The organism is Kibdelosporangium aridum, assembly GCF_900176515.1.
GTDB lineage: Bacteria > Actinomycetota > Actinomycetes > Mycobacteriales > Pseudonocardiaceae > Kibdelosporangium > Kibdelosporangium aridum.
Genome location: NZ_FWXV01000012.1, coordinates 332,291 through 353,205, shown reverse-complemented (window position 1 = coordinate 353,205; position 20,915 = coordinate 332,291). Strand labels below are relative to the sequence as shown.

16 protein-coding genes and 1 pseudogene are annotated in these 20,915 nt (G+C 65.8%); 10 read left to right on the top strand and 7 right to left on the bottom strand.

What is annotated here, in order from left to right; translation table 11 throughout:
- Positions 1-90 precede the first annotated feature (90 nt).
- The 3 genes and pseudogenes from B9C43_RS46545 to B9C43_RS46535 all read left to right on the top strand — a co-directional run bounded on the left by B9C43_RS46545 (position 91) and on the right by B9C43_RS46535 (position 4,643).
- Positions 91-1,389: a serine hydrolase domain-containing protein gene (locus B9C43_RS46545; protein WP_235039241.1), complete on the top strand. Its 1,299-nt coding sequence runs from the start codon at positions 91-93 to the stop codon at positions 1,387-1,389.
- Between the two features lie 29 nt (positions 1,390-1,418).
- A pseudogene (locus tag B9C43_RS46540) lies at positions 1,419-1,622 on the top strand (IS5/IS1182 family transposase); the annotation flags it as partial.
- Between the two features lie 255 nt (positions 1,623-1,877).
- On the top strand, positions 1,878-4,643 hold the full coding sequence (locus B9C43_RS46535) for a golvesin C-terminal-like domain-containing protein (RefSeq protein WP_160097200.1): 2,766 nt from the start codon (positions 1,878-1,880) through the stop codon (positions 4,641-4,643).
- Here the strand turns inward: B9C43_RS46535 and B9C43_RS46530 are convergent.
- Positions 4,633-6,516: a caspase, EACC1-associated type gene (locus tag B9C43_RS46530; RefSeq protein WP_160097198.1), complete on the bottom strand. Its 1,884-nt coding sequence runs from the start codon at positions 6,514-6,516 to the stop codon at positions 4,633-4,635. The two genes, B9C43_RS46535 and B9C43_RS46530, sit on opposite strands and share 11 nt — an antisense overlap.
- Positions 6,516-6,899, bottom strand: a complete 384-nt coding sequence (locus B9C43_RS46525; protein ID WP_084433724.1) for a hypothetical protein — start codon at positions 6,897-6,899, stop codon at positions 6,516-6,518. The genes B9C43_RS46530 and B9C43_RS46525 overlap by 1 nt, the downstream gene beginning before the upstream one ends.
- 590 nt (positions 6,900-7,489) lie before the next feature.
- Here B9C43_RS46525 and B9C43_RS57150 point away from each other — a divergent pair.
- Entirely contained in the window at positions 7,490-7,666 is a 177-nt protein-coding gene (locus B9C43_RS57150; RefSeq protein WP_160097196.1) for a hypothetical protein, read from the top strand.
- A gap of 13 nt (positions 7,667-7,679) precedes the next feature.
- Here B9C43_RS57150 and B9C43_RS46515 read toward each other — a convergent pair whose 3' ends face one another.
- A complete protein-coding gene (locus B9C43_RS46515; RefSeq protein WP_084433723.1) occupies positions 7,680-8,063 on the bottom strand; it encodes a Fis family transcriptional regulator in 384 nt (127 codons plus the stop codon).
- 694 nt (positions 8,064-8,757) lie between these two features.
- Between B9C43_RS46515 and B9C43_RS46505 the strand changes: the two genes are divergently transcribed.
- Entirely contained in the window at positions 8,758-9,033 is a 276-nt protein-coding gene (locus B9C43_RS46505; RefSeq protein ID WP_084433722.1) for a hypothetical protein, read from the top strand.
- Between the two features lie 43 nt (positions 9,034-9,076).
- Here B9C43_RS46505 and B9C43_RS46500 read toward each other — a convergent pair whose 3' ends face one another.
- Entirely contained in the window at positions 9,077-10,129 is a 1,053-nt protein-coding gene (locus B9C43_RS46500; protein WP_084433721.1) for a tetratricopeptide repeat protein, read from the bottom strand.
- 673 nt (positions 10,130-10,802) lie between these two features.
- On the opposite strand from B9C43_RS46500, the gene B9C43_RS46495 reads away from it, so the two are divergent.
- Together B9C43_RS46495 and B9C43_RS46485 are read left to right on the top strand one after the other, a co-directional pair.
- The gene (locus tag B9C43_RS46495) at positions 10,803-11,756 is read left to right on the top strand and encodes an acyl-CoA desaturase (protein WP_143447075.1); all 954 of its coding nucleotides are present in this window, start codon (positions 10,803-10,805) and stop codon (positions 11,754-11,756) included.
- A gap of 563 nt (positions 11,757-12,319) precedes the next feature.
- Positions 12,320-13,462 carry an AI-2E family transporter gene (locus B9C43_RS46485; RefSeq protein WP_235039240.1) on the top strand — a complete coding sequence of 381 codons (1,143 nt, stop codon included), beginning with the start codon at positions 12,320-12,322 and terminating at the stop codon, positions 13,460-13,462.
- 41 nt (positions 13,463-13,503) lie between these two features.
- On the opposite strand, the gene B9C43_RS46480 is transcribed toward B9C43_RS46485, so the two are convergent.
- The gene (locus B9C43_RS46480; protein ID WP_084433719.1) at positions 13,504-14,559 is read right to left on the bottom strand and encodes an NAD-dependent epimerase/dehydratase family protein; all 1,056 of its coding nucleotides are present in this window, start codon (positions 14,557-14,559) and stop codon (positions 13,504-13,506) included.
- Positions 14,560-14,819: 260 nt separating this feature from the next.
- Positions 14,820-15,611 (bottom strand): SDR family oxidoreductase, encoded by a 792-nt coding sequence (locus B9C43_RS46475; protein WP_084433718.1) that lies wholly within the window; start codon positions 15,609-15,611, stop codon positions 14,820-14,822.
- Between the two features lie 132 nt (positions 15,612-15,743).
- On the opposite strand from B9C43_RS46475, the gene B9C43_RS46470 reads away from it, so the two are divergent.
- Entirely contained in the window at positions 15,744-16,382 is a 639-nt protein-coding gene (locus tag B9C43_RS46470) for a TetR/AcrR family transcriptional regulator (RefSeq protein WP_084433717.1), read from the top strand.
- A 53-nt stretch (positions 16,383-16,435) separates the two neighbouring features.
- On the opposite strand, the gene B9C43_RS46465 is transcribed toward B9C43_RS46470, so the two are convergent.
- Positions 16,436-17,779 (bottom strand): DUF4241 domain-containing protein, encoded by a 1,344-nt coding sequence (locus B9C43_RS46465; protein ID WP_084433716.1) that lies wholly within the window; start codon positions 17,777-17,779, stop codon positions 16,436-16,438.
- A gap of 96 nt (positions 17,780-17,875) precedes the next feature.
- On the opposite strand from B9C43_RS46465, the gene B9C43_RS46460 reads away from it, so the two are divergent.
- Positions 17,876-19,084: an MFS transporter gene (locus B9C43_RS46460; RefSeq protein ID WP_084433715.1), complete on the top strand. Its 1,209-nt coding sequence runs from the start codon at positions 17,876-17,878 to the stop codon at positions 19,082-19,084.
- 92 nt (positions 19,085-19,176) lie between these two features.
- On the top strand, positions 19,177-20,808 hold the full coding sequence (locus B9C43_RS46455) for an alpha/beta fold hydrolase (protein WP_235039238.1): 1,632 nt from the start codon (positions 19,177-19,179) through the stop codon (positions 20,806-20,808).
- Positions 20,809-20,915: the final 107 nt, after the last annotated feature.

Below are 20,915 nucleotides of genomic sequence, written 5' to 3'. Positions count from 1 at the left end.
TTCCTGAATTCTCAGATCTAGAAAGGGGATTACAGCATGGTAGACGCGACAAGCGGGACGCCCGAACAGGGACACGTTGGCCGTCGGACCGTGTTAACGGGCGTGCTGGGTGCCGGCGCGCTCGCTGGCCTTGCCGGCTACGGCACCGCCTCTGCGAGCGGTGGTGACGATGCCGAGCGCGGTGTCGAGCACGGCTGGGGAAAAGTCGCCGACGCGTTCCGCGCGAACTTCAACGGAAACCCCGGCGAGATCGGCGCGGCATGCAGCGTCTACGTGGGCGGCCGCCCTGTGGTCAACCTGTGGGACGGCCTCGCCAATCGCGCGGCGAACCGACCGTGGCGCAAGAACACCATCGTCCGAGTCGCATCCACGACGAAAGGCGCGACCGCGATCTGCGCCCATATCCTGGCACAGCGCGGTCAGCTGGATCTGGACGCCCCGGTAGTCAAGTACTGGCCGGAATTCGGTGCCAACGGCAAGGAAAACATCAAGGTGCGCTGGCTGCTGTCCCACCAGGCCGGTCTGCCGATCGTCGACGGACCGTTGACCTTCGAGCAGGCGTGCGCCTGGCACCCGGTCATCCGTGCACTCGAGGCGCAGAAACCACTGTGGCAGCCGGGCACTGAGCACATCTACCACGCCGTCACCTACGGGTTTCTGGTCGGGGAGGTCGTGCGTCGGATCACCGGCAAGTCACTCGGCACGTTCTTCGCCGACGAAGTCGCTCGTCCTCTCCGGCTGAGCGCCTGGATCGGGCTGCCGGAGAAAGAAGAACACCGGGTAGCCCGGGTCGAGTTCACCGCGCCGTTGTCCCTGGAGGAGTTGATCGCTGCGTTGATCAAGCTGACCGGGCTGGACGCGGACACGGTCACCGCATGGGTCAAATCCTTGTACAGTCCGGGCTCTGTCCTGGCCCGCGCCGGCGAACTCGGCGGCGCCTTGACCAACCCCGATATTTACATTACGCGTGCCTGGCGCGCGGCGGAGTTCCCGGCCGCGAACATGCTCTCCGACGCGCGATCGTTGGCACGGATGTATGCCGCCACGGTGAGCCACGTCGACGGGATACGGCTGCTCAATCCGGCAACGGTCAAGAGGGCGACGGCCGTGCAGACCGACAAGACGCGGATGCACGGGCTGCCACCAGGGCTGAACCTCCCGGCTGACCGCACCTTCAACATGTCACTCGGGTTCTTCCGAGCCAGTCGGGCGGTGCCGATGGGGGTCGGACCGGGATCGTTCGGCCACCCAGGTTCCGGCGGATCGATCGGCTTCGCGGACCCCGACGCCGGTGTCGGCTTCGGCTACGTCACCAACCTCTGGAACCTCCGGCCCGACGACCGGCGGGCGGACAACCTGGCCAAGGCCGTCCGATCCTGCCTCGGATGACGAGAGCCGTCGCGTGAGGGACCCTCAGGAACATCCTCGCCGCGCTCCGCGACGCCGGGCTGATCGCCTTGGGCGACAAGGGCTACCTCGGATACGACGAGACCGGCCAACACGTGATCACCCCGGATAAGGGCCGCAACAAACCCGAGTCCCAGAAGGACGCCAACCACGCCCGTGCGCGGCTGCGTGGACCCGGCGAACGCGCCAACGCCCAACTCAAGACCTGGCGTATCCACATTCGGCCTCAAACCAGCCGAACGGGTCACCGCACTGATTGACCCGTGCGGCGAGTCCGGACTGTCTCATTGAGACGGTCCGCCCGGCGGTCGGCTCGAGCGATTTCGATATGGCAATACCCTACGGACAAACCGGGTTCGGCTTGGCGATCTTCTTGCCGTCGGGTCGTTGGTGGCATGATGCCAGCAGATTCGTTCGAGAAGGGGCGCTGGGTGTTTCACGGGAGTTCACGAAGAAATCTGCTGAGAGTATTGACAGTCAGCCTGGTTGCCCCGTTGGCACTGACGGCGCTGGGAGAAGCCGAGGCCGCGGATACCGGCTCGTTCGCCGAGTCCGAGTTATGGGACTCCACGGACGCCGATGCGTACGCCAGCATGCATGTGCAGGGACTGGCGGTCGTTCCCAAGGGGATCGTGCCACCCGCGGGGGATGGGCAGGCCTTGCCCGACGACGTCGTGCTGACGTTCACCGAGGGACGGTTCAAGGTCGAGGACGGTGGGCCGAAGGATCTGCTTTTCCGTCGCAGTGTGGACGGCGGACGTACGTGGTCGGCGAGCGTGCCCGTGGTTCCGGCCGACGATACGCAAAGCTGGGGCAACGCAACCCCTGTGGTGGATACCCAAACCGGCCGGGTTTGCCTGTTCTACAAGGGCTCCAGCGGAACCATTTTCGTCAAGCGGAGCGACGATGCCGGGGCGACCTGGTCAGCCCCGCAGGAGCTGACCGGCTTGTTCGCGTCGAACCCGCACGGCTGGACGCGCAACAGCCCGATGCCTGGCCACGGAATTCAGCTGCGCAACGGCAGGCTGCTGATGCCGGTCAACCACCGCGCTCCTGATCCGGATCGCAACTATGGCATCGACATGCTGTACAGCGACGATCACGGCACGACCTGGCGCCGAAGTGCCGCGGCACCGGTGAATGACGCGTATCCGATCAACGAAAGCCGTGTCTACGAACGCAGCGACGGAACTGTCGTCGTCAACGGCCGGTGGGGCGCGGGCGGTACCCGCTACCGCATCATGTCGACCAGCACCGATCACGGGCAGACGTGGTCGCCGCCTGTGATCGACGGCTCGACCGGGCAGTTCACCTCGGTCGACGCGGGCATGCTCGAGTACAGCACCGGCCCGGTCAACAGACTGCTGTTCAGCAGGCCGGATTCCTCGGCCAGGGAGAACATGACCGTCTCGATCTCGTACGACGAAGGTGCGAGCTTCCGGTACAGCCGGGTGGTCAATCCAGGCCGGTCCTACTACTCCGACCTCGCCCGGCTGTCCGACGGCACGATCCTGTTGGTCTACGGCCGGGACGGCAAGCTGGAGGGCTACCCCGAACGGATCACCATCGCGCGGTTCGATCTCGATTGGCTGACCGGCGGCAGGGACAGCCTCGCCACCGGCCCTGGGCTTTCCCAGCACGAGTACGAACTGGCCACTGCGGAAGCTCGCACCAGCGCGGGCACAGCGCCGCCGATCGTGTCCGACGCCAACGCCCGAGGCGGCAAAGTCCTGCGGTATCCGGCTCCCGCGGGCGCCTACGTCGACGTCCCATTCACCGTCGCACAAGCTGGCACCTACGAGGTTGCCGTGCGGCTGCACCGCCGCTCCGATCGGGGCCGGATCAGCGCGGGTGTCGACGGGAAGGCGTTGGCGCACGGCGTGATCGACCCGACACTGACGGTCGGCGAGGGCTATCAGCTTTACCGGCTCGGCACGATTTCCCTGACATCCGGACAGCACTCGATCCGGTTCGCCCTTCTCGGCCCGGGTCGGGGTGGCGGTAGTGTCATCGCTCCCGATCAGTTGCTCCTGACCTCAGGCGGGAGTGCCGCCGACGCGCCGACTGTGGTGGCGGACAACGATTCCGTGCCTAGCTTCGAGGTTGTCTCGGGCTCGTGGACCAAGACGGACGGCGGCACTGCGGACTACGGGCAGAGCTACCACTCGCGCCCGCAAGGTACCGGCAGCAACAAGGTCCGGTTCCGGCCGGACGTGCCCATGAATGGCGTGTACGACGTTTCCGTCTGGTACCGGGCTGGGGCGGGCCAAGCGTCCAACGCGTCCTTCGTGATCCGGCACGCCGAGGGCCAGTCGACGGTCAAGGTGGATCAGCGATCCGGTGGCGGACGATGGGTCCGGCTCGGCGAGCACGCGTTCGCCGGTGGTGGCGGTGGCACAGTCGAACTCTCGGATGCCGCTGACGGAACCGTCATCGCTGACGCGATCCGGCTCAGCTATCGAGGTGCTGTGACGGACAACGACGCAACCGGCTTCGAGGTCGTCTCGGGCGACTGGAACTCAGCCACTGGAGTCGACGGATACTACGGTCCGAACTATCGCACCGCGCCCGCTGGAACCGGCAACGCGGTGGCACGTTGGCGGCCGGAGGTGCCCGCCATCGGGAGGTACGAGGTCGCCGTCTGGTACACCGAGGATGCCAACCGTGCCTCGAACGCGCCGTTCATCGTCAATCACGCCAACGGATCCACTACCGTCTCCCTCGACCAACGCAGCCGAGGCGGGCAATGGGTCACGTTGGGCACCTACTGGTTGACCAACGCATCCACGATCGAACTCACCAACGCGGCCAACGGATACGTCATCGCCGACGCCGTACGTCTTGTGTACCAAGGCATTGTTGCCGACAACGATGATGCCACCGGGTACGAAGTGGTGTCCGGTACGTGGAATCCCGCGAAGGGTGTGGACGGCCACTTTGGACCGTCCTATCGCACCGCTCCGGCGGGCACAGGCGATGCGGTCGTTCGCTGGCGGCTGGACGTGCCCACGAGTGGGAGGTATCAGGTGGCCGTCTGGTACACCGAGCACGCCAACCGCGCCTCGAACGCACCGTACGTTGTCAACGGGTCCACCACTGTCCGCATCGACCAACGAAGCCGCGGTGGACAGTGGGTTTCGTTGGGCTCATTCTGGCTGGATGACACGGTCACGATCGAGCTTTCCAATGCGGCCAACGGATACGTCATCGCGGACGCGGTGCGCATCATCGCTTAGCATCGCGGGTCAGCGGCTGAGCGGCGCGTGCGAAGGGAATGATCACGACCAGGAGTGCGAGCAGCGTGTAGCCGAATACGCTGCCGGTCTCGAACCCCGTGTTGAAGGCGACGACGTTCACACCGCATCCGATCCATCCGGCGAGGAGCGCGACGCCGAATGAGCGGGGCCGTGCTGTTGCTGCGATCGCGGGTAGGACGAGCGCCATCGTGCTTGCCCAGATGAGGGGGAGCATGTCCTCTTCGGGCACGAAGTCCTGGTTCCGAGCGGCTACGAACGCATCCTGGGACTCGAAGAACAGTGCTGCCGCGCCAGCGACACCGAGAAGCACGATGAACCAGGAAACCAAGCCGGTGCGTCGAAGCGTGATGTGAACGGAACCCTTTCGTACCAGTGTGATCACGACTACGGTCGCCGCGACGATCAGGGCCACGTTGGCGATCAGGTCCAGCCACAGGCCGGCGCCAGCCTCGCCGTAGTTCCCTGTTATCAGGAAGTTGATGTCGTACATGGGCCCGGCGGGTGCGGTGGCCACGGCACCCAGCAGAAGACCAGCTCCGACCGATCTTGTTCGAGGCATGAGCAGACAGACGCCCACCCCGATGCCCAGAGCAGTCGCGATGACCACGGACAAGGTGTTGCTCGGCACGTCCGTCAAACGGAAACCGCTGACGAACTCCGGGAACAAGGCCAGGAATTCCAGCACGGCGGCGAGGATTGCCAGAGCTCCGGCAGCAATAAGCGGATAGTCGTCCCGTACCGGGGGAGCCGTGGTGGCCTCGGTGAAGGACTCCGGCGCCGCGGGGATCTCCGGGAGTTTCTGTGCCGGGCTGGGCGCTGGTGCTGCAACCGGCTTCTCCGCGGGAGTGGGTGGCGGTTCTGCGGAGACCGGCGCTGTGGCCGAGCCGAGCGCTTCGGCCGCCGCGTTGGCCACCGTGCGACTGTCGTCGCTGGTGAACCGTTCGAGGGCCTGCCGGGCGGCAAGTGCCAGTCCGGCATGCCTTCCCTGCAACAGGCGCACCAGCTCCTGGACCACCGCCGCGCGGACTCCGGCGAACGGACTGTCGATCGCATCCTGTAGTTGGTGTGGCAGCGCGGCGGGCACGGTGACCGGGCGGGCTCGGCGGGCCACGTACAGGTCTCCCTGTACGCCGAACGTCCACTTACCAGGTGTCTGGTTGGGAGTGGCGGCCCGAACCTTCTCGTAGACGTAGTCGTACAGCTCGTCCAGCGCGACCATGCCGTCCTGGTCGCGGTCGGCATCGCCGGTCTGCAACCCTGTCACCAGGGCACTGGTGAACACCGAGGGCTGGAGATCCTGGGTATCTGCCAGTTCGTCGCCCTCAAAGGCATATTCCATCGCGCTGGACGCGGTGATCACAGCGCGGCCGCGGCCGCCGAGCTGGGTTTCGATTCCCACTCCCGCACCAGCCCTGGCGGTCATGCCGCGCTCGAACGCGCCCGCATAGCAACAATCCAGCAGCAGCACGATCCGCCGGGAACGGCTACGGCCCATCCGCCGGTTGACGAAGTCAGCCGCGACCGCGGTAGCGCCCAGCCGGAGAAGGCGAGTGTTCTCGGCCGCGAAGTACAGCTCGCCGTCCTCGTCTTTGATTCCGTGGCAGGAGAAATACGCCAGTAGCAGATCATCAGGCCGCCGGTCGGCGAAGAACTCCTCCACGGCCAAGTTCACTTCGTGGGCGGGCTCATTGAGCAGCGTGTGCACATCGAAACCGCCGATTGCGGGGTCCCGCAACACAGCTGCGAGCGCCCGCGCGTCACTGGCTGGGGCTCGCAGCTGCCGCAACCCCGGATCAGTGTACTGGTCGGTGGCGATGATCAAGGCGCTGCGTGCGCCGTCCATTGTGGTCATTACTGGCTGCCATGACGACGTAGCCATTCATCGGTCAGACGCCGCTGCTCTTTGGATGACACTCCGGTCAACTCCAGAACGTCACCCGCGATCTGAAGCTTGATACTGCGCTGCTGCGACGCGCCCAGCCACGACCGGATCGCCGCAACGACCGAATTGAGCAACGGCGATCGGGCAACGGTGACGACAAGGGCGCCGAGCGCCGCAAGCTCCAACCCTTTGCTACCCGGCGGAGCTTCGCCCTCTTGCGGCACCTCGACCGCTTCCACGTCGAGAGCGAGAAGCTCCCGGCGAAGTTGCGAAGTGGCCTTCGCGATCTCCTCCGGATCGGAGTCGGCCCCGACGATGATGTGGATACCGAACGTTACCGGCCGCTCTTCCATGCCTCACCCTGCCCTTTGCGCGGCCCAGCTGATAAGCCAAGCCTTTAAGCATAGAGCCGAAAACAGACGGACGGAACATATCCGAGCCGGTACCGCGCGAAAAGGCATCGTCGCACGTCACCGGTGACGTTGGCCGATCTTGATGGGAGCTGGTGTGGCGATACCGCGGTTCACCCGCGTGCGTTCGATCCGATAAGCAGATTTCAGCCTGGGCCTGGGCGCTCGCGACGAACTCCGGTCGCGTCATGCTGGTCGACGATGTGCCCTCCCTCGCCCTCCCAGCGATCTTTGGCGTCCTCGTTGGCTTCGCGCGGTACGGGGACCGACGTGCTGGGCTGGGTGACGGCGGTGGTCAAGATCGGAGGAATGAACTGTGTGGGTGAGACTGACATGACGTCAGTGCTCCGTTCCGATCGCCTGGCGACCGATGGGAATGAGACCGAGGACGGCGCCGGCTCGATTGCCTGCGCACGAAGTGCTCCCGGCACTTCAAGGATACGCCTGTGCACTGATGGGAGCGCCGGTGGCGTAGTGTCACACGCACCTGCCCTGGACCCCGGCGTGATTGCCGGCCGATCAAGGGACTTCTCATGGGGCAGCCCAGACCGATCTCCGCGCAGCCGTTCGAGGGTGTCGCCGAAGTCCACCAGAGTTGTGTGGCCTACATCCTGCGTGCCACCCGGCACGGCTTTTTCACCGAAGCCGAAGCAGATTTGCTGATCGGCCGGGTGCGCGCGCTGAGCGTCGAACCGGCCGACCGGCCATGACACCGCGGTCTGCTCACGGGAGTTCCGCGGTTGTCTGGGGATGCCGCAGTGCGCGGTTGCTACGTGGTTCAGTGCGGGTCTTGGCGTCGTCGATCTGACGGAGCAGGCCGTTGCGCACCTCGTTGAGTGCCACTGCCAGCTCATGTGCGTAGGACGTGGCGACCAGGTGCAGGCGTGGACTACGGCGGATCCAGCATTCCAGCGTGACCTGTTGGCCGGGGCCGTCGCGTTCCTTGAGACTGATTTCCAGGTCGACTTGTACCGCATCGAAGGAACGCAGTCGTGGGCCGAGCGTCGCGAGACGCCGGACGATCCAGTCGCGTTCGGACTCGTGGAATCCGGTGGCGAGGTGCAGTCGCTCGTCGATCAGGTTCGGCTTTTCCGGGATTCCGGTCATGTGTTGTGCCTCTCCGAGTATGCGATTGATCGGGCCGGTGGGCCGGTGCCCCCGGCTACATCGGGGGCGAGTGCGGGGGCACCGTCTCCGTGTCTCCTCGTCGGGTTTGTTCACCGGTGAGGAGCACGATCTTGGGCCGAGGGAAAAGACAGGGCTACCGTCGCCGATCGATCCACACGGGACAGTCAGGCGCCGGTGGTCTCACTGTCGAAGCGCGTGACGCGGATACCGGAGTAGTTGCCAGATTTGAAGGTACGCGCCTGGTGGCAGACGTATCGATCATGGTCGCCTCCTCCCTGAACGAGGGGCTTGCTCGTCACACTACTCCGATTGTTGATGGAGTGCCCGTGCGGCCTCCTCGGTCTCAGAGCGACCCGCCCCCGGGTGGTGGTCGGCCCGGAGCAACCGGCTGCGCACGAAAGCGTCCACTTCGGACGTGTAGGGCTCTTGAACGCGTGCGGGACCACTGACAGGAAGGTTGACCTGCGGGGTACTCTCAAGGAACGCGAAGCTGGAGATGCCTTGCTTCGTCACAAGAAATTCTTCACCGCTCGCCAGCTCCGGTCCACTGCGGTCCCGCATTCGTGGTAGATGCTCGCATAAGGGGCCTTGGTGCCGGCTGCGGTGCCGCCCCGACGCGGCGCGCCGACCCTGAGTCGTCGGTCTCTCGCGCAGCGGCGGAATTGGAGTCAGGATGATGGATCGTGCCGACAACCTACGGACAGCAGCGGTGCACGACATGTACACGTTGAGCAGGAAACAGCGTTATCTTGGTGTTCGTGTGGTGGCGTCGGCGGCCGATGACGCCACTGACTGTCTGCAATTGCTTGCTGCTCTTGGTCTCGATCCGGCCGATGGCCGCTCGCCGAGCGAAGAGGGCCTGGCGGGATCGTCACCGGCGAGCGGCGTGCCGGACGTCAGAGGAGCTCGCGGACTGGTACGCAGACGGTTTGGGCGCGGGCGGGTCTGAGGTCGAGCTGTCAGACACGGAATACGACCCAGTGAACAAAACGCTACGCGTGCCATCTCTTGAGTCCAACGTGGACGCGTGTGTCCCGGGATTTCGTGGCAAGGGGAGGTTGTGTCGTCTGACTGATCTTCTTGGCGAGCAGCACGGTCAGCTCGCGGACGCATGTGTGGGCGGAATTGCGCCGCGCCACCTGGTGTAGCGGGTGCATGCGGTCGCGTACGCGTACCGAGGTCAGGTTCTCGGCGCAAGACAACGCTTGCAGACCGGCGTGGACGCCTGGGGCGTGGTCACCGACCAGGAGGTGACTCGTCGCCAGCGCGATGAAGCAGAAAGCCCGGCTGCGAGCCATGTCATCGCCGTAGCCGCCGATGGCCTCGGTCAGCGCCGGGATCGCGATGTGGGCATACCGTGCGGCCACACCGCGCGCCAATTCGGTGTGCACGACCCCTGACGTCGCTCGGAGGTCGATCTGGGTGAAAAAGCTCTCCCAGCCTGGCACTTGGTTCGACTCAGCCCTGGCGAGAAGCTCCTGGCCCTCCTGTAGCAGCCGGAGCGCCGCGGTGTCGTTGCCCATAGCGGCGTGCGCCCATGCCTGGTTCACCGTCAGGATGCTGGCCGCACGTTGGTCGTCGTCTCCGATCGTGGTGCGCAGGCCGAGTTGGAAGTAGTGCAAGGCTTCGGCGGGATCCTTGTGGTGCAGGCAGATCCGGCCCAACCGGTAGAAGACGTTCGCGGTCAGGCCGTTGTGGCGGGCGTGCGCGGCCAGCGCCAGCGCCTGGGCGAAATACACGCGGGCCCGACTTGCCCGGCCGATGTCGAAGCACGCCCAGCCAGCCAGGTTGTACAGGTCGGCCACGGCGACACGCAGCTGCTCCTCGACGAGGTCCGTGCTGGTGGCGCTGAGCATCGGCTGAACTTGGTCGATCAGTCTGAGCAGGCTGCTGACGCAGGCTCCACCGCCCGACTGGTGGTCTGTCGCACGCAGGGTCCGCGTCTGTTGTTCCAGCCATTGGACGTCGGACTTGCCGACGCGGTAATGGTCCCGTGCCCCGGTTGAGGTGGAGGCTTCGTAAGCCGACGAATCTGGGGTGGCCATGACGGGAGGACCTCCTGACACACCGAAACGGTTGATCGGGCGCCGCCGAGGTCCGGAGCGGGGTACGGCAGGTGCGCTCGCCAGCCGTACATCTGCCGATGATACAGCCGTTGAGGTGGTCTCTGGTGAGCCGAACGGCGGTACATCAGAACAGGTTATGTCCATTATGGACCATCGTTGGCCCGCGATGGAGGAGTGTGGTCAGTGTTCAGCCTGCTGGTCGGTGGTCCTGCGCAGGTCCGTCAAGACGCGTTTCCGATGAGGTCGTGATGATGAGTCCTTTCCGGACGGACATGGAGCCGGTCTGATCCCGGTACAGCTGTCCCTGCGGGGCGATCGGCCCGGTCACTCGCACGTCAGTGCGGTGAGTCCACTGTGTTCGGTGGAGCGATGTCGGTGTGTGCGCCCGACGTCATGCCGGTGCTCCCGTCCCCGGTCGTCCGACGACCGGCGTGAGGGTTCGCCGAGGACGACGCCGGCTCAATTGCCAGCGTGCGAAATGCTCTCGGTGCCACTCACGCTACACCCGTCACTTTTGATCATGTGTCTGTGCGCGGGCGGGGCTACAATGAAGGGGCGCGACCCGATGACGGGACAACGCGCCCGATCAGCTTTGATCGCCCCAGACTTCGGCGGTTGAGTCCCATGTGCCAACGCCCGGAGGCGATCTCCAATGACTACCGCGGTCCGAACTTCTCCCAACCCGCCCGCCCCGGCGGACATCCTGGCTGGTGAGAAGACCCCGACGCAGATGATGCTGGTCAAGCTGTTCGCAGTCATCCCGCTGCTCGCTTTGGCCGCCTCGATCCCGGTCGCATGGGGGTGGGGCCTCGACTGGGTCGATATCGGCCTTGCCGCCTTCTTCTACACCCTGACCTGCCTCGGCGTGACAGTTGGATTCCATCGGTACTTCACCCATGGCGCGTTCACCGCCAACCGGCCCCTGCGGATCGCGCTCGCGGCCATCGGCAGCATGGCGATGCAAGGGCCGATCATCGGCTGGGTCGCCGACCACCGCCGCCACCACGCCTTCGCCGACCGGGAAGGCGATCCGCACTCGCCGTGGCTGTATGGGACTTCGGCGGGCGCCCTGGCCAAAGGGTTCTGGCACGCCCACATGGGGTGGATGTTCCAACGCGAGCGCACCAACGCCGCCAGGTTCGCCCCCGACCTGCTCGCCGACCGCGACATCATGCGGGTCGACCGGTTGTTCCCGCTGCTGACCGTGGTCACGTTGCTGGCACCGGCGCTGGCCGGCGGGCTGATCACCTGGAGCTGGTGGGGCGCGCTGACCGCGTTCTTCTGGGCCAGTCTCGTGCGTGTCGCCGTTCTGCACCACGTGACCTGGTCGGTGAACTCGATCTGCCACATGATCGGCGCCCGCCCCTACACCGCCAGAGACAAGTCGGCGAACTTCTGGCCGCTGGCCATCGCTTCCATGGGTGAGTCATGGCACAACTCGCACCACGCCGATCCCACCTGTGCGCGCCACGGTGTCGGCCGCGGCCAGATTGACGTTTCCGCCCGGGTGATCTGGATCTTCGAGAGGTTCGGCTGGGTGACCAAGGTCCGCTGGCCAAGGGCAGAACGCTTCGCTCGCAAACTCAGGGGAACGGCGACCGCATGACGCCGCTCACCCCAGATGATGGGTTGAGCGGCACCTGCTGCGGGGATCCTCTCCGTCCAGCCCGATCACGACTCGGCGCGCGCGTTGCTGTCGCTCCACAGGTTGACCCGGTATGACCGGTGCCAAAGCGCGCGGGTCAACGCGGCCCGCGTGTGCTCGATGCTTGGATCGGGGAGGCGCCGTTGTGCCGCGCGGGATGTAGCGGGCAGTGGGGGACCAGCGTGGGGTGACGGGGACGCCGTCGATGCGTTCGAGGACCGATTCCGCCACCGTTAGACCGAATTCGTGGACGTCGACGCTCATGGTGGTGAGAACACCACCGACCGAGCATGGCAACGCGCCGACCAACTCGACCGCGGAGACCTTCTGTTCAGCGTGTCTGACCAGCCGAGGTAGGCCAGCCCTGCACGCGGCGATGCCCCATCAGGGTTCTTCCGAGCCGATCGTTCAGGAGTCCACACTGGAGTTTGCGGGACTTTATCCCAACGGGGGCATCGATTTGCGTCGCGTGCGCCAGGACTCGATTGTGGACACATGAGGCCAGTGGTGCGAAGAAGACGCCGATGAGTGAGACCGATTCAGACCGCATCGGTCGCGCGGCGCTGCCCGAGCCGCGGCCAGCCGAGCCGGTCGCCGAGGCCGAGCGCGCTGCGGCGCGGCTGCGAAGCTCTGACCAGCCGCTGGGCGAGCCGGGCCGTCCGGTGAACCGGAACTCGCCTGTCTACGTCGCGATGTCCGCGGCAACCGGGGTGCTGGTGGTGGCCGCTGCCGCATACTTCGTGGTGGTTGCTGCGGATGTGCTTGTCCTCATCGGTTTGGCGTTCTTCATCGCGGTGGGGCTTGACCCTATTGTCGCCGGCGTTGCCAGGCGGATTCCGAGACTGGTCTCGGTCGGGCTTGTGGTGCTGGGCCTGCTTGCGCTGGTCTGTGGTTGTGTCGTGGCGATGCTGAGTGTGCTCATCGAACAGGGTGCGCAACTGAGAGACCAGGTTGCGCGGTACCGCGATCTACTGAGCGATCGGGGCACCCTTCTCGGCTGGATCAATCAGCAGCTGCACATCGAACAGAGCATCCGCAACGTGGTCGGCGTGGCCGCCGGGTCAATCCCGGAAATCGTCGCGAGCTTCGTTGTGGTCCTCGTACTCACCGTGTATTTCCTGTCGGACCTGCCCCGGATACGGCACGCCTTGGTTCGTCTGGTGCCGGCGTCACGGCGACCACGAGCGATTCTGATCGGCGACGAGATCTTCGCCAAAGTCGGCGCGTACCTACTCGGCAACGTAATCCTGTCTGTGATCGCAGGTGCAGCCACCTTCGCCTGGGCGGTAACCATGGGTATCCCGTACCCTCTGCTGCTCGCGCTCGTCGTGAGCGTCCTCGACCTCATACCCATCGCTGGGGCTCTCCTCGCCGGTGCGCTCGTCGCACTGGTCGCCCTCACAGTCTCGCTTCCGGTCTGCGTCGCCACAGTCGGATTTCTGCTGGTGTACCAACTGATCGAGGACTACGTGCTCATGCCCAAGATCATCGGCAAGACCGTGCGTATCCCAGTCGTGCTGACGCTGGTCGCTGTTCTGATCGGCGGGTTCCTGCTCGGCGTCATCGGTGCGCTGGTCGCCGTTCCGCTGGCCGCTGCCATCCTGCTCGTGCTGCGGGAGGTGTGTTTCCCGCGGCTGGACCAGACGTCATCCGAAGCACCCGGTTGATTGGGTGCCGTTCAGGCATAGGCACCGAGACAGCCGCCGCATCAGGGGCGTTCGCCGACTCCCGTGTTCAGTTCGTCCATACGTCCTCGCCGCAGACTGGATGCCAACGGTGGGGTCGGCCCGCCGGCGCCGTGCCGCAAGCCGTGCAGGAAGTCCTCGATCGCTTCTTGCGCCGTATGTTGCGGTGCCCAGCCGAGTTCGGTCCGCGCTCGGCTGGTGTCCATGATGGGCACCCGTAGGACGGTGTCGAAGAGACCCGGCGATGCCGGGACCAGATGCAGACGCCATGCAGCGTTGAGCATGGTGCGCACTGGCCAAGCTGGGACGGCGATGACTCTTGCCTTCAGACATTCGGCCAGCAAGGCGGCGTCCACCACGGGGTCGGCCGCCAGGTTGAACGGCCCACGGACATCTCGCATCACCGCCAGGCGGTAGCCCTCCGCGGCGTCGTCCGTATGCAGGGCTTGGAAAACCAGGCCCGGCAGATCAGGGATTACGGGGATGATTCCAGGCCGGACAAGCCGATTCGGCAACAGCGGCCCGGCGAACAGGCGTCGTTGCTGGCTTGCCGCGCTGGTCTTGAAGATGAAACCTGGCCGCATGCGCACCACCCGCACACTGGGGTTGGTGAGCTCGAACGCGTCCAGAACCCTTTCCAGGTAAGCCTTTTCCTGTGGATAAGCGGCTGCTGGGTACCCGTCGGTCGGCCAGCTCTCGGTGACCGGTGTGTCCTTTGGGCCAGGGGAGTAGGCCCCCACCGATGAGGCGTAGACGAGGGCGGGAACACCGGCCTCGGCCACCGCGTCGAACACCCGCACGCTGCCCTTGATGTTGTTCGCCCACGTCACATCCGGCCGATGGGTCGGCTGGAACAGCCAGCCGAGATGGACCACCGCATCCGCGCCGCGGAACAGTGTGGCGAGATCATCCGTCCGGATATCCGCCGCTGCCCACTCCAGTCCGGGTAGCTTCCAGTCCGGTATCCGTCTGGCGACACCGACGACCGAAGCGACATCCGGGTCGGCTGCCAGCTTGCGGACCAGGCTCGTCCCGACATTTCCGGTCGCACCGACGACCACCACTCGCTCGATGCCCATGACTACTCCTCTGCGCCTGGTTCGGGCGTCCTCTGGTGCGCGCAGGTGACCACGGCCAATGGTTCGTTCTTTGCTGACGTCATGCCGGATGGCTACCCCCATGCCATGAGTCGAACCACAAAGAGCAGGCGGTCCACGTGACGGTGTGCGGCTGAGCGGCGAGTCCATTTCGGACTGGCCGCTGTCGATGGCCGGCTCAGGTGTTACCGCTGTCACCGGCTGACTTGTGTTGGTCAAGCCTGCTCGGCAGAACGCGCGGTTCAGGCGACCTTGGTGGAGCCCGCGTCGACGGCCCAGTTTTCACCGATCGCGCTCGGCATGGTCGGAGAGGCGAGCAGCAGGACCGCACGCGCGATCTCGGTGGGGTCGATCAGGGTTTCGGTGAGCATCCCCATCTGCTTCGGCAGGTTCATCAGCAGGGTGTCGTGGTCGATGCCCATGCCAGCCGCTATGTGCGCGGGGTACGCGTCCTTACCCGTCACCAGGTCTGTGCGTGTGGAGGACGGCGACACGACGTTGACACGGACACCGGACCCCGCCACCCGCTCGGCGAGCCCTCGGGAAAAGGCGTTGAGCGCGGCCTTCGCCGCGACATAGGGCAGTGGTTCCCCTCCGACGCGTCGGGCGCTGTCGGAGCTGATGTTGACCACGGCAGCGCCCCCGGCGGCGACGAGGGCGGGCAGTGCGGCCCGGGTGACCCGCACCGCCGCGGAGAGGTTGAGGTCGAACGCGGTGGCCCAGACATCGTCCCCGCCGTTGAACGTGTCGCTGAGCACGCCGTCCGGCATCTCGCCGCCGCCGGCGTTGTTGACCAGGACGTCTAGGCCGCCGGTGTCGGCGAGCACCGCCTCGATCAGCTGCCGCGGGCCGTCTTCGGTGGCGAGATCGGCGGCAAAGAAGGTGGCTCCCGTGGCCTTGAGTTCCGGCGTGCTGCGCCGGGCGGTCGCCGCCACCGACGCCCCCTCTGCCTGGAACGCCCGAACGATCGCGAGGCCGATGCCCTTGCTCGCTCCCGTGACGAGGACACGCTTACCGGCGAGCTGCAGATCCATGATGTGCTCCTGTTCCCCGAGGTCCGACAACTAAATGAAACATTGAAGTCGCAGTTAAGTCAATAACTGCGACATGTCAGTCTCACTTGTAAGGTGACTTGTAGGGTGGCACCGATCGGGCAGGGAGGCGGTATGAGCGGTGGTGGGCCTTCGCGGCGGGTCCGGGCGGACGCCGAACGCAGCACCGCCCGCATCCTGGAGGCCGCGGAGGACGTGCTTGCCGCCGATCCCAACGCGCCGCTGGAGCGGATCGCTGACGCTGCGGGAGTCGCTCGTGCCACCGTGCACCGACGGTTCTCCTCTCGCACCGCACTGCTGGACGCCCTGGCCGCTCAACTCAATGAGCGCTACGTGCGGGCACTGGCCGAGACACGAGTAACGACCGCACCGCCCCTGGTGGCACTACAGCGCCTCACCGAAACGGTCTTCAACCTCAAACTCAGTCACCGGTTCGCTGTTCAGCTCGATGCGGCTGTCACACCCGAGGTCCTCGCCGGTCTGGACTTGCTCTTCGCACGCCTGCGAGACGCGGGAGTGATCACCGCACTCGATCCGGTCTGGTGCCGCCGCGTGTACCTGGCCCTGTTGCACGAAGCCCACGACCTGCCCGCGGACTCCCCAGTCCTGACCGCGCTCAGCGCCGGGAGCGAGGTCGAAGCGAGGATCAACCTGCTTGTCGACACAGTGATCGGCGCTCTGGGCGGCACAGACACGACCAACGGGTTACTCGTTCGATCCGTACGAACGTCGGCGTCTGACGACCGAACCTGACTCGACTCAAACCGGGTTAGTGGAATGTTCCGTCCGCTGCGCTTGCCGAAATGTCATCCGTGCGGTTGGGCGGTCGCCAACTCCGGGGTGAGCAGGTCGAGGACGAAACAGCCGAGTGCCCCGTTATCGGCGTACCCGAGCCACACCGGGAAGCTGCCGTCGCTCCAGCCCGGAACGATGATCATGTCGGTGTCCTTGGCGGAAATGGTGGAATACGGGGCGTTGTCGTCCATGGCGGCGTCGACCTCTGCTTGCGGGTAGGCCGTCGCGCTGGCGGCGTCGACCAGTGCGAGGGTGGCGGTGTCGACCGGGTTGCCGAAGGACTCGCCGTTTCCCAGGGCAAGTTCCTGATCACCGTCGCGCAATGCGAGGTGCCACGACCTGACAGGCACGTCCTTCACGGTCACCCGGCACGCGGCGTTCGTCAACGGCTTCTCGTTCTCGGTCACCTGGAACACATCCACCTGATACGTGCCGGGTGGCACCGTCGTGGCGAATGGCTTGGGATCGGTGTGCAGCCAGGCTGGGTCGGCGACGAGCAGCCTGCCGCTGGGCAGCCGGATCGTGCCGGCGGGGACCCGCTCGATCGTCAGCACGCGACCGCCCTGTGTGCGAAACCTCGAGCCGTCGGTGACCGTCTCGCTGACGTGTCGCGGTTGTAAGGGGCGCGGTGGCTGCCACGGGAACGCGGCGGGCGTACGGGTGGGGCCGGAACGGACGGTGATAGGGCCGGTCATCCCGGCAAGCCTGGGCCAGTCGCTGATGGTGGGCACTGCGACGTTCTCCGGTGGACGGACTCGCTCCGGCCAGTTCGACCAGGCACGCGAGGTCTGAACTTTCCTGTCGGGCAGCACTGCCATGATCCCGACCGTTTCGATGGCCGCGGTCGCATCGCGCCGAACTCGGGCCTCGAATGTCGGCTCGTCGCCGTGGAACTCCGGTGTGTCCTGCCCGGCGTAGTTCCAACTACGGACCTCGAACAGCCGCAACTGCCCATCTGGCCAACGCCGGTATGCGACACCCCGGTATCGGCGACCGGCAGCGTCAATGTGCCACAACTCGGCGTGGTGGGCCGACCAGCACACTTCCACCACCATCCGCGCCACCCCGTCGACGAGCAGGACCGCGGCGTACTGGCCGCCTGCGGCGTCCTGCGCCCGCGCGACCGACTCGGATATGGGCGAGACCGGGGCGCGCGCCGAAGAGTCCCATCCCGCGCAGTACACGACCTCCACCGGACGGTCTGTCGGGGCGGGCACGTCCGCGACCGGCAAGCTGTCCCCGAGAAATCCAGCATCCGGCTTACGGACCCTCGACACCGCCAGGGCTCCACCGGCCGCCATCGCCGCGACAACGCCAGACAAAAGCATCGTTCGTCGCCTGATGCGCATCGCCATCTCGACCCCCTCGGCGCCAGCGGATACAGCGCTGCGACCCTACTATTCGCCTAGGCGCGCGGCGGCGATTCGGCGGGTGCGGCGACGGGGGGATCAGTGACGCAGGAGCATGCGAGGACGCGTTCGAAGAACCGTGATTTCGCCATCTTCCTGAGCTCACAGACCTTTTCCGCCTTGGGAAATTCGGTCTCCTATGTCGCGATCCCGTTGCTTGTGTTGCACAGCACCGGATCTGTCGTGCAGATGGGGCTGATCACGGGCTTGATCAGTGTCGGCACGATCACGACCGGTTTGTTCGCCGGAGCGGTCGTTGACCGGGTCAACCGGCGGCGGCTGCTGATCTTCTGCGACATCGCCCGTGCGCTGCTGTTCGGGATCATCCCGGTGGCGTGGGCCTTCGCTCCCCAGATGTGGCTGCTGTACGTGGTTGTCCCGGTGGCTGGTGGGTTCTCGATGGCCGCGCAGATCGCGTACGTGGCCGTCACGCCCAAGCTGGTCGGCGCGGATGAGATCACGAAGGCCAACGGCCGTCTCTACGCTTCCTACGCGGTCGCGAGCGTCGCGGGACCGTCGATAGCCGGGGCGGTCTCCGGAACGTTCGGCCCGGCCGCGGTGATCGCGATCGATGCTGTGACCTTCGTGGTGTCCGCCGCTGGTCTTTTCCTCATCCGGTGGGATGACGCGCCTACGGAGAAGACCCGCCGGTCCTTCCGGTCGGACTTCGTCGCCGGATTCCGCTTCCTGTGGCGCCACCCGGTACTGCGGACGTTGACGATCCTGTTGTCCTTCTTGACTTTCCTCACCCTTGGCCTGGTCGACATCGTGATCTTCCATGTCAAGCACGACCTTGGCCAGACCGACAGTGTCGTCGGTGTTGTCCTCGCGGCGGGGACTGCCGGGACGCTGATCGCCTCCGCGTCGGTCGCCCGCATCCGCAAGGCACTGGGCTTTGGTGCCAGTTGGATCGGCGCGTACGCGTTGGCTGGATTGGTCGTCGCCGGTATCGGGTTCGCCACGAACGTCATCGTCGTCGCGATCCTCATCGCCACTTTCCTCTTCTGCACCGGCGTCGCGGGGATCTGCTCGATGTCGCTGCGTCAGGAAATCACGCCGAACCACCTCCTCGGCCGGGTGACCTCGACTTTCTGGACTGTCCATTCGTCACTCGGCCCGATCGGCGCGACCGTGCTCACGGCGGCCGCCGCGGGGCTCGGCGTCGGCCCGGTGTGCCTGGCCATCGGCATCGCGTGCCTGGCGATCGCGGCGGTGGGAGCGTTCACCCCGATCGGCGGGCGCACAGGCTGAACGTTTTCGTGCCTCTTCGGCAATTGCTTCCCGGAAGTGTCAGGTCGACGACATCCAGGCCTGATCGGAGCAATACGACTGAAGGGGTGTTTGTGCGAGCGAGAAAATGGGCGAGTGCGGCCGTGCTGGTGGGCACGATGGCTGCCGTGACTCCGCCGGTCGCCGTGGCTGAGTCCAGCGGGCTACAGGAGTTCTATGGCCAGCGACCGCAGTGGGGTCAGTGTGTGATCGCCGGCGACCCTGTCGAGGGTTTGCAGTGCGCCACCTTGGTGGTGCCGATGAACTACCGAAAGCCAGGTGCTGAGCGTATCTCGGTGACGATCAGCAAGGTGCCCGCGAAGGATCCGGCGAAACGCCAGGGTGTGCTGTTGCTCAACCCTGGCGGTCCAGGGGCATGGGGCCTCATGCTCCCGCTGCGGCTCGCCGACCGGCCCATCGCGCAGGTTTACGACCTGATCAGCTTCGACCCGCGTGGCGTCGGCAGCTCAACGCCACTGATGTGTGAAGCAAGCCTGCCGATCGGCACCTTCCCCTCCCGGCCGACGGACGACCAGTTCGAGTTGTACACCGCGCAGGCGCGCGCGACCGAAGCCGACTGCGAGCGGGCTGCCGGTGGGCTGCGGCCGTACATCAACACGCCGAACACCGCGCGCGATATGGACGTCATCCGTGGCGTGCTCGGCGAGCAGAAGATCAACTATCTCGGGTTCTCCTACGGCACTTACCTCGGCGCGGTGTACGGCAGCCTCTTTCCCGGCAAGTTGAACCGCAGCGTCCTCGACTCGGCGATCCAGCCGGACTGGAGCTGGCACGAGTTGTGGCGGCAGCAGGCGATCGCGGCGCGTGCCAACGTCGACGCACTGTTCACCTGGCTGGCCGAGCGCAACTCCGTGTACGGGCTGGGCAAATCCCACGCCGAGGTCTACGCCTCCTCGGAAGCCCTCGCCGCCAAGCTCAGGGCCAAGCCGATCACCGACCCCACGACCGGCGCGACGGTTGACAGCTCCTACTACGACTTCTTCGTGCTCGGCTACCTTTCGCGGGCCCGGTCGGCATGGGACTACCTGGGAAAGCTGATCAAGACCCTCAAGGCAGTGGGCGACGGCAGCATCGCCGTCGATTCCCCAGCCGCCAAGGACGCGACCGAGGCGGTGAAGGTGATGCGCGCCGCCGCCATCCCCCGGACCAGGGAAGGCGTGTTCGACACGATCCGCTGTGAGGCCGACTGGCCGCAGGACCTGTCGTACTACTACGACCAGATGCGGCTCTTCCGGGAGAAGTACCCGTACTGGGACGGTGTCGCCAAGACCGCACCGAACAACTGCACCTTCCGCAGCTTCACACCGCCGGACAAGGTGACCGACCTCAAGCGCGTCGGATACCCGACCGGACTGGTGATCCAGGCTGAAGGCGACACGAACACCGCGTACGCCGGTGGCCCCGCGTTGGCGGGCAGGTTGCGCGATCACCTCGTGTCCATTGAGGACGACGGCGGCCATGGTCATTATGGCGACAACGTTTGCGCGTCCGACATCGTCGACCGGTATCTGGTCGACGGTGTACTGCCGTCCACTCGGGTCACGTGCCCCAGCCGTGGCAAACGCCCGGACGTCCCCGCCGACGGTGCGGAAACGGTTTCCCGCCGTGCGGCACCGCAGCAGAGCCTGACCGAGTTCGCCCGGCAGTTCGTGGCGAACCAGGCGAACCGCATCTGCCAGGCGTGACAACGCGACGAGGTTGAGCAATGGGCTGAACGGCAGTCAGGCACTGCGCGACATCGTGCCCGTCGACCCCCTGTCCCGCCGATTGTCCTTGGCGCGCACCACCTCGA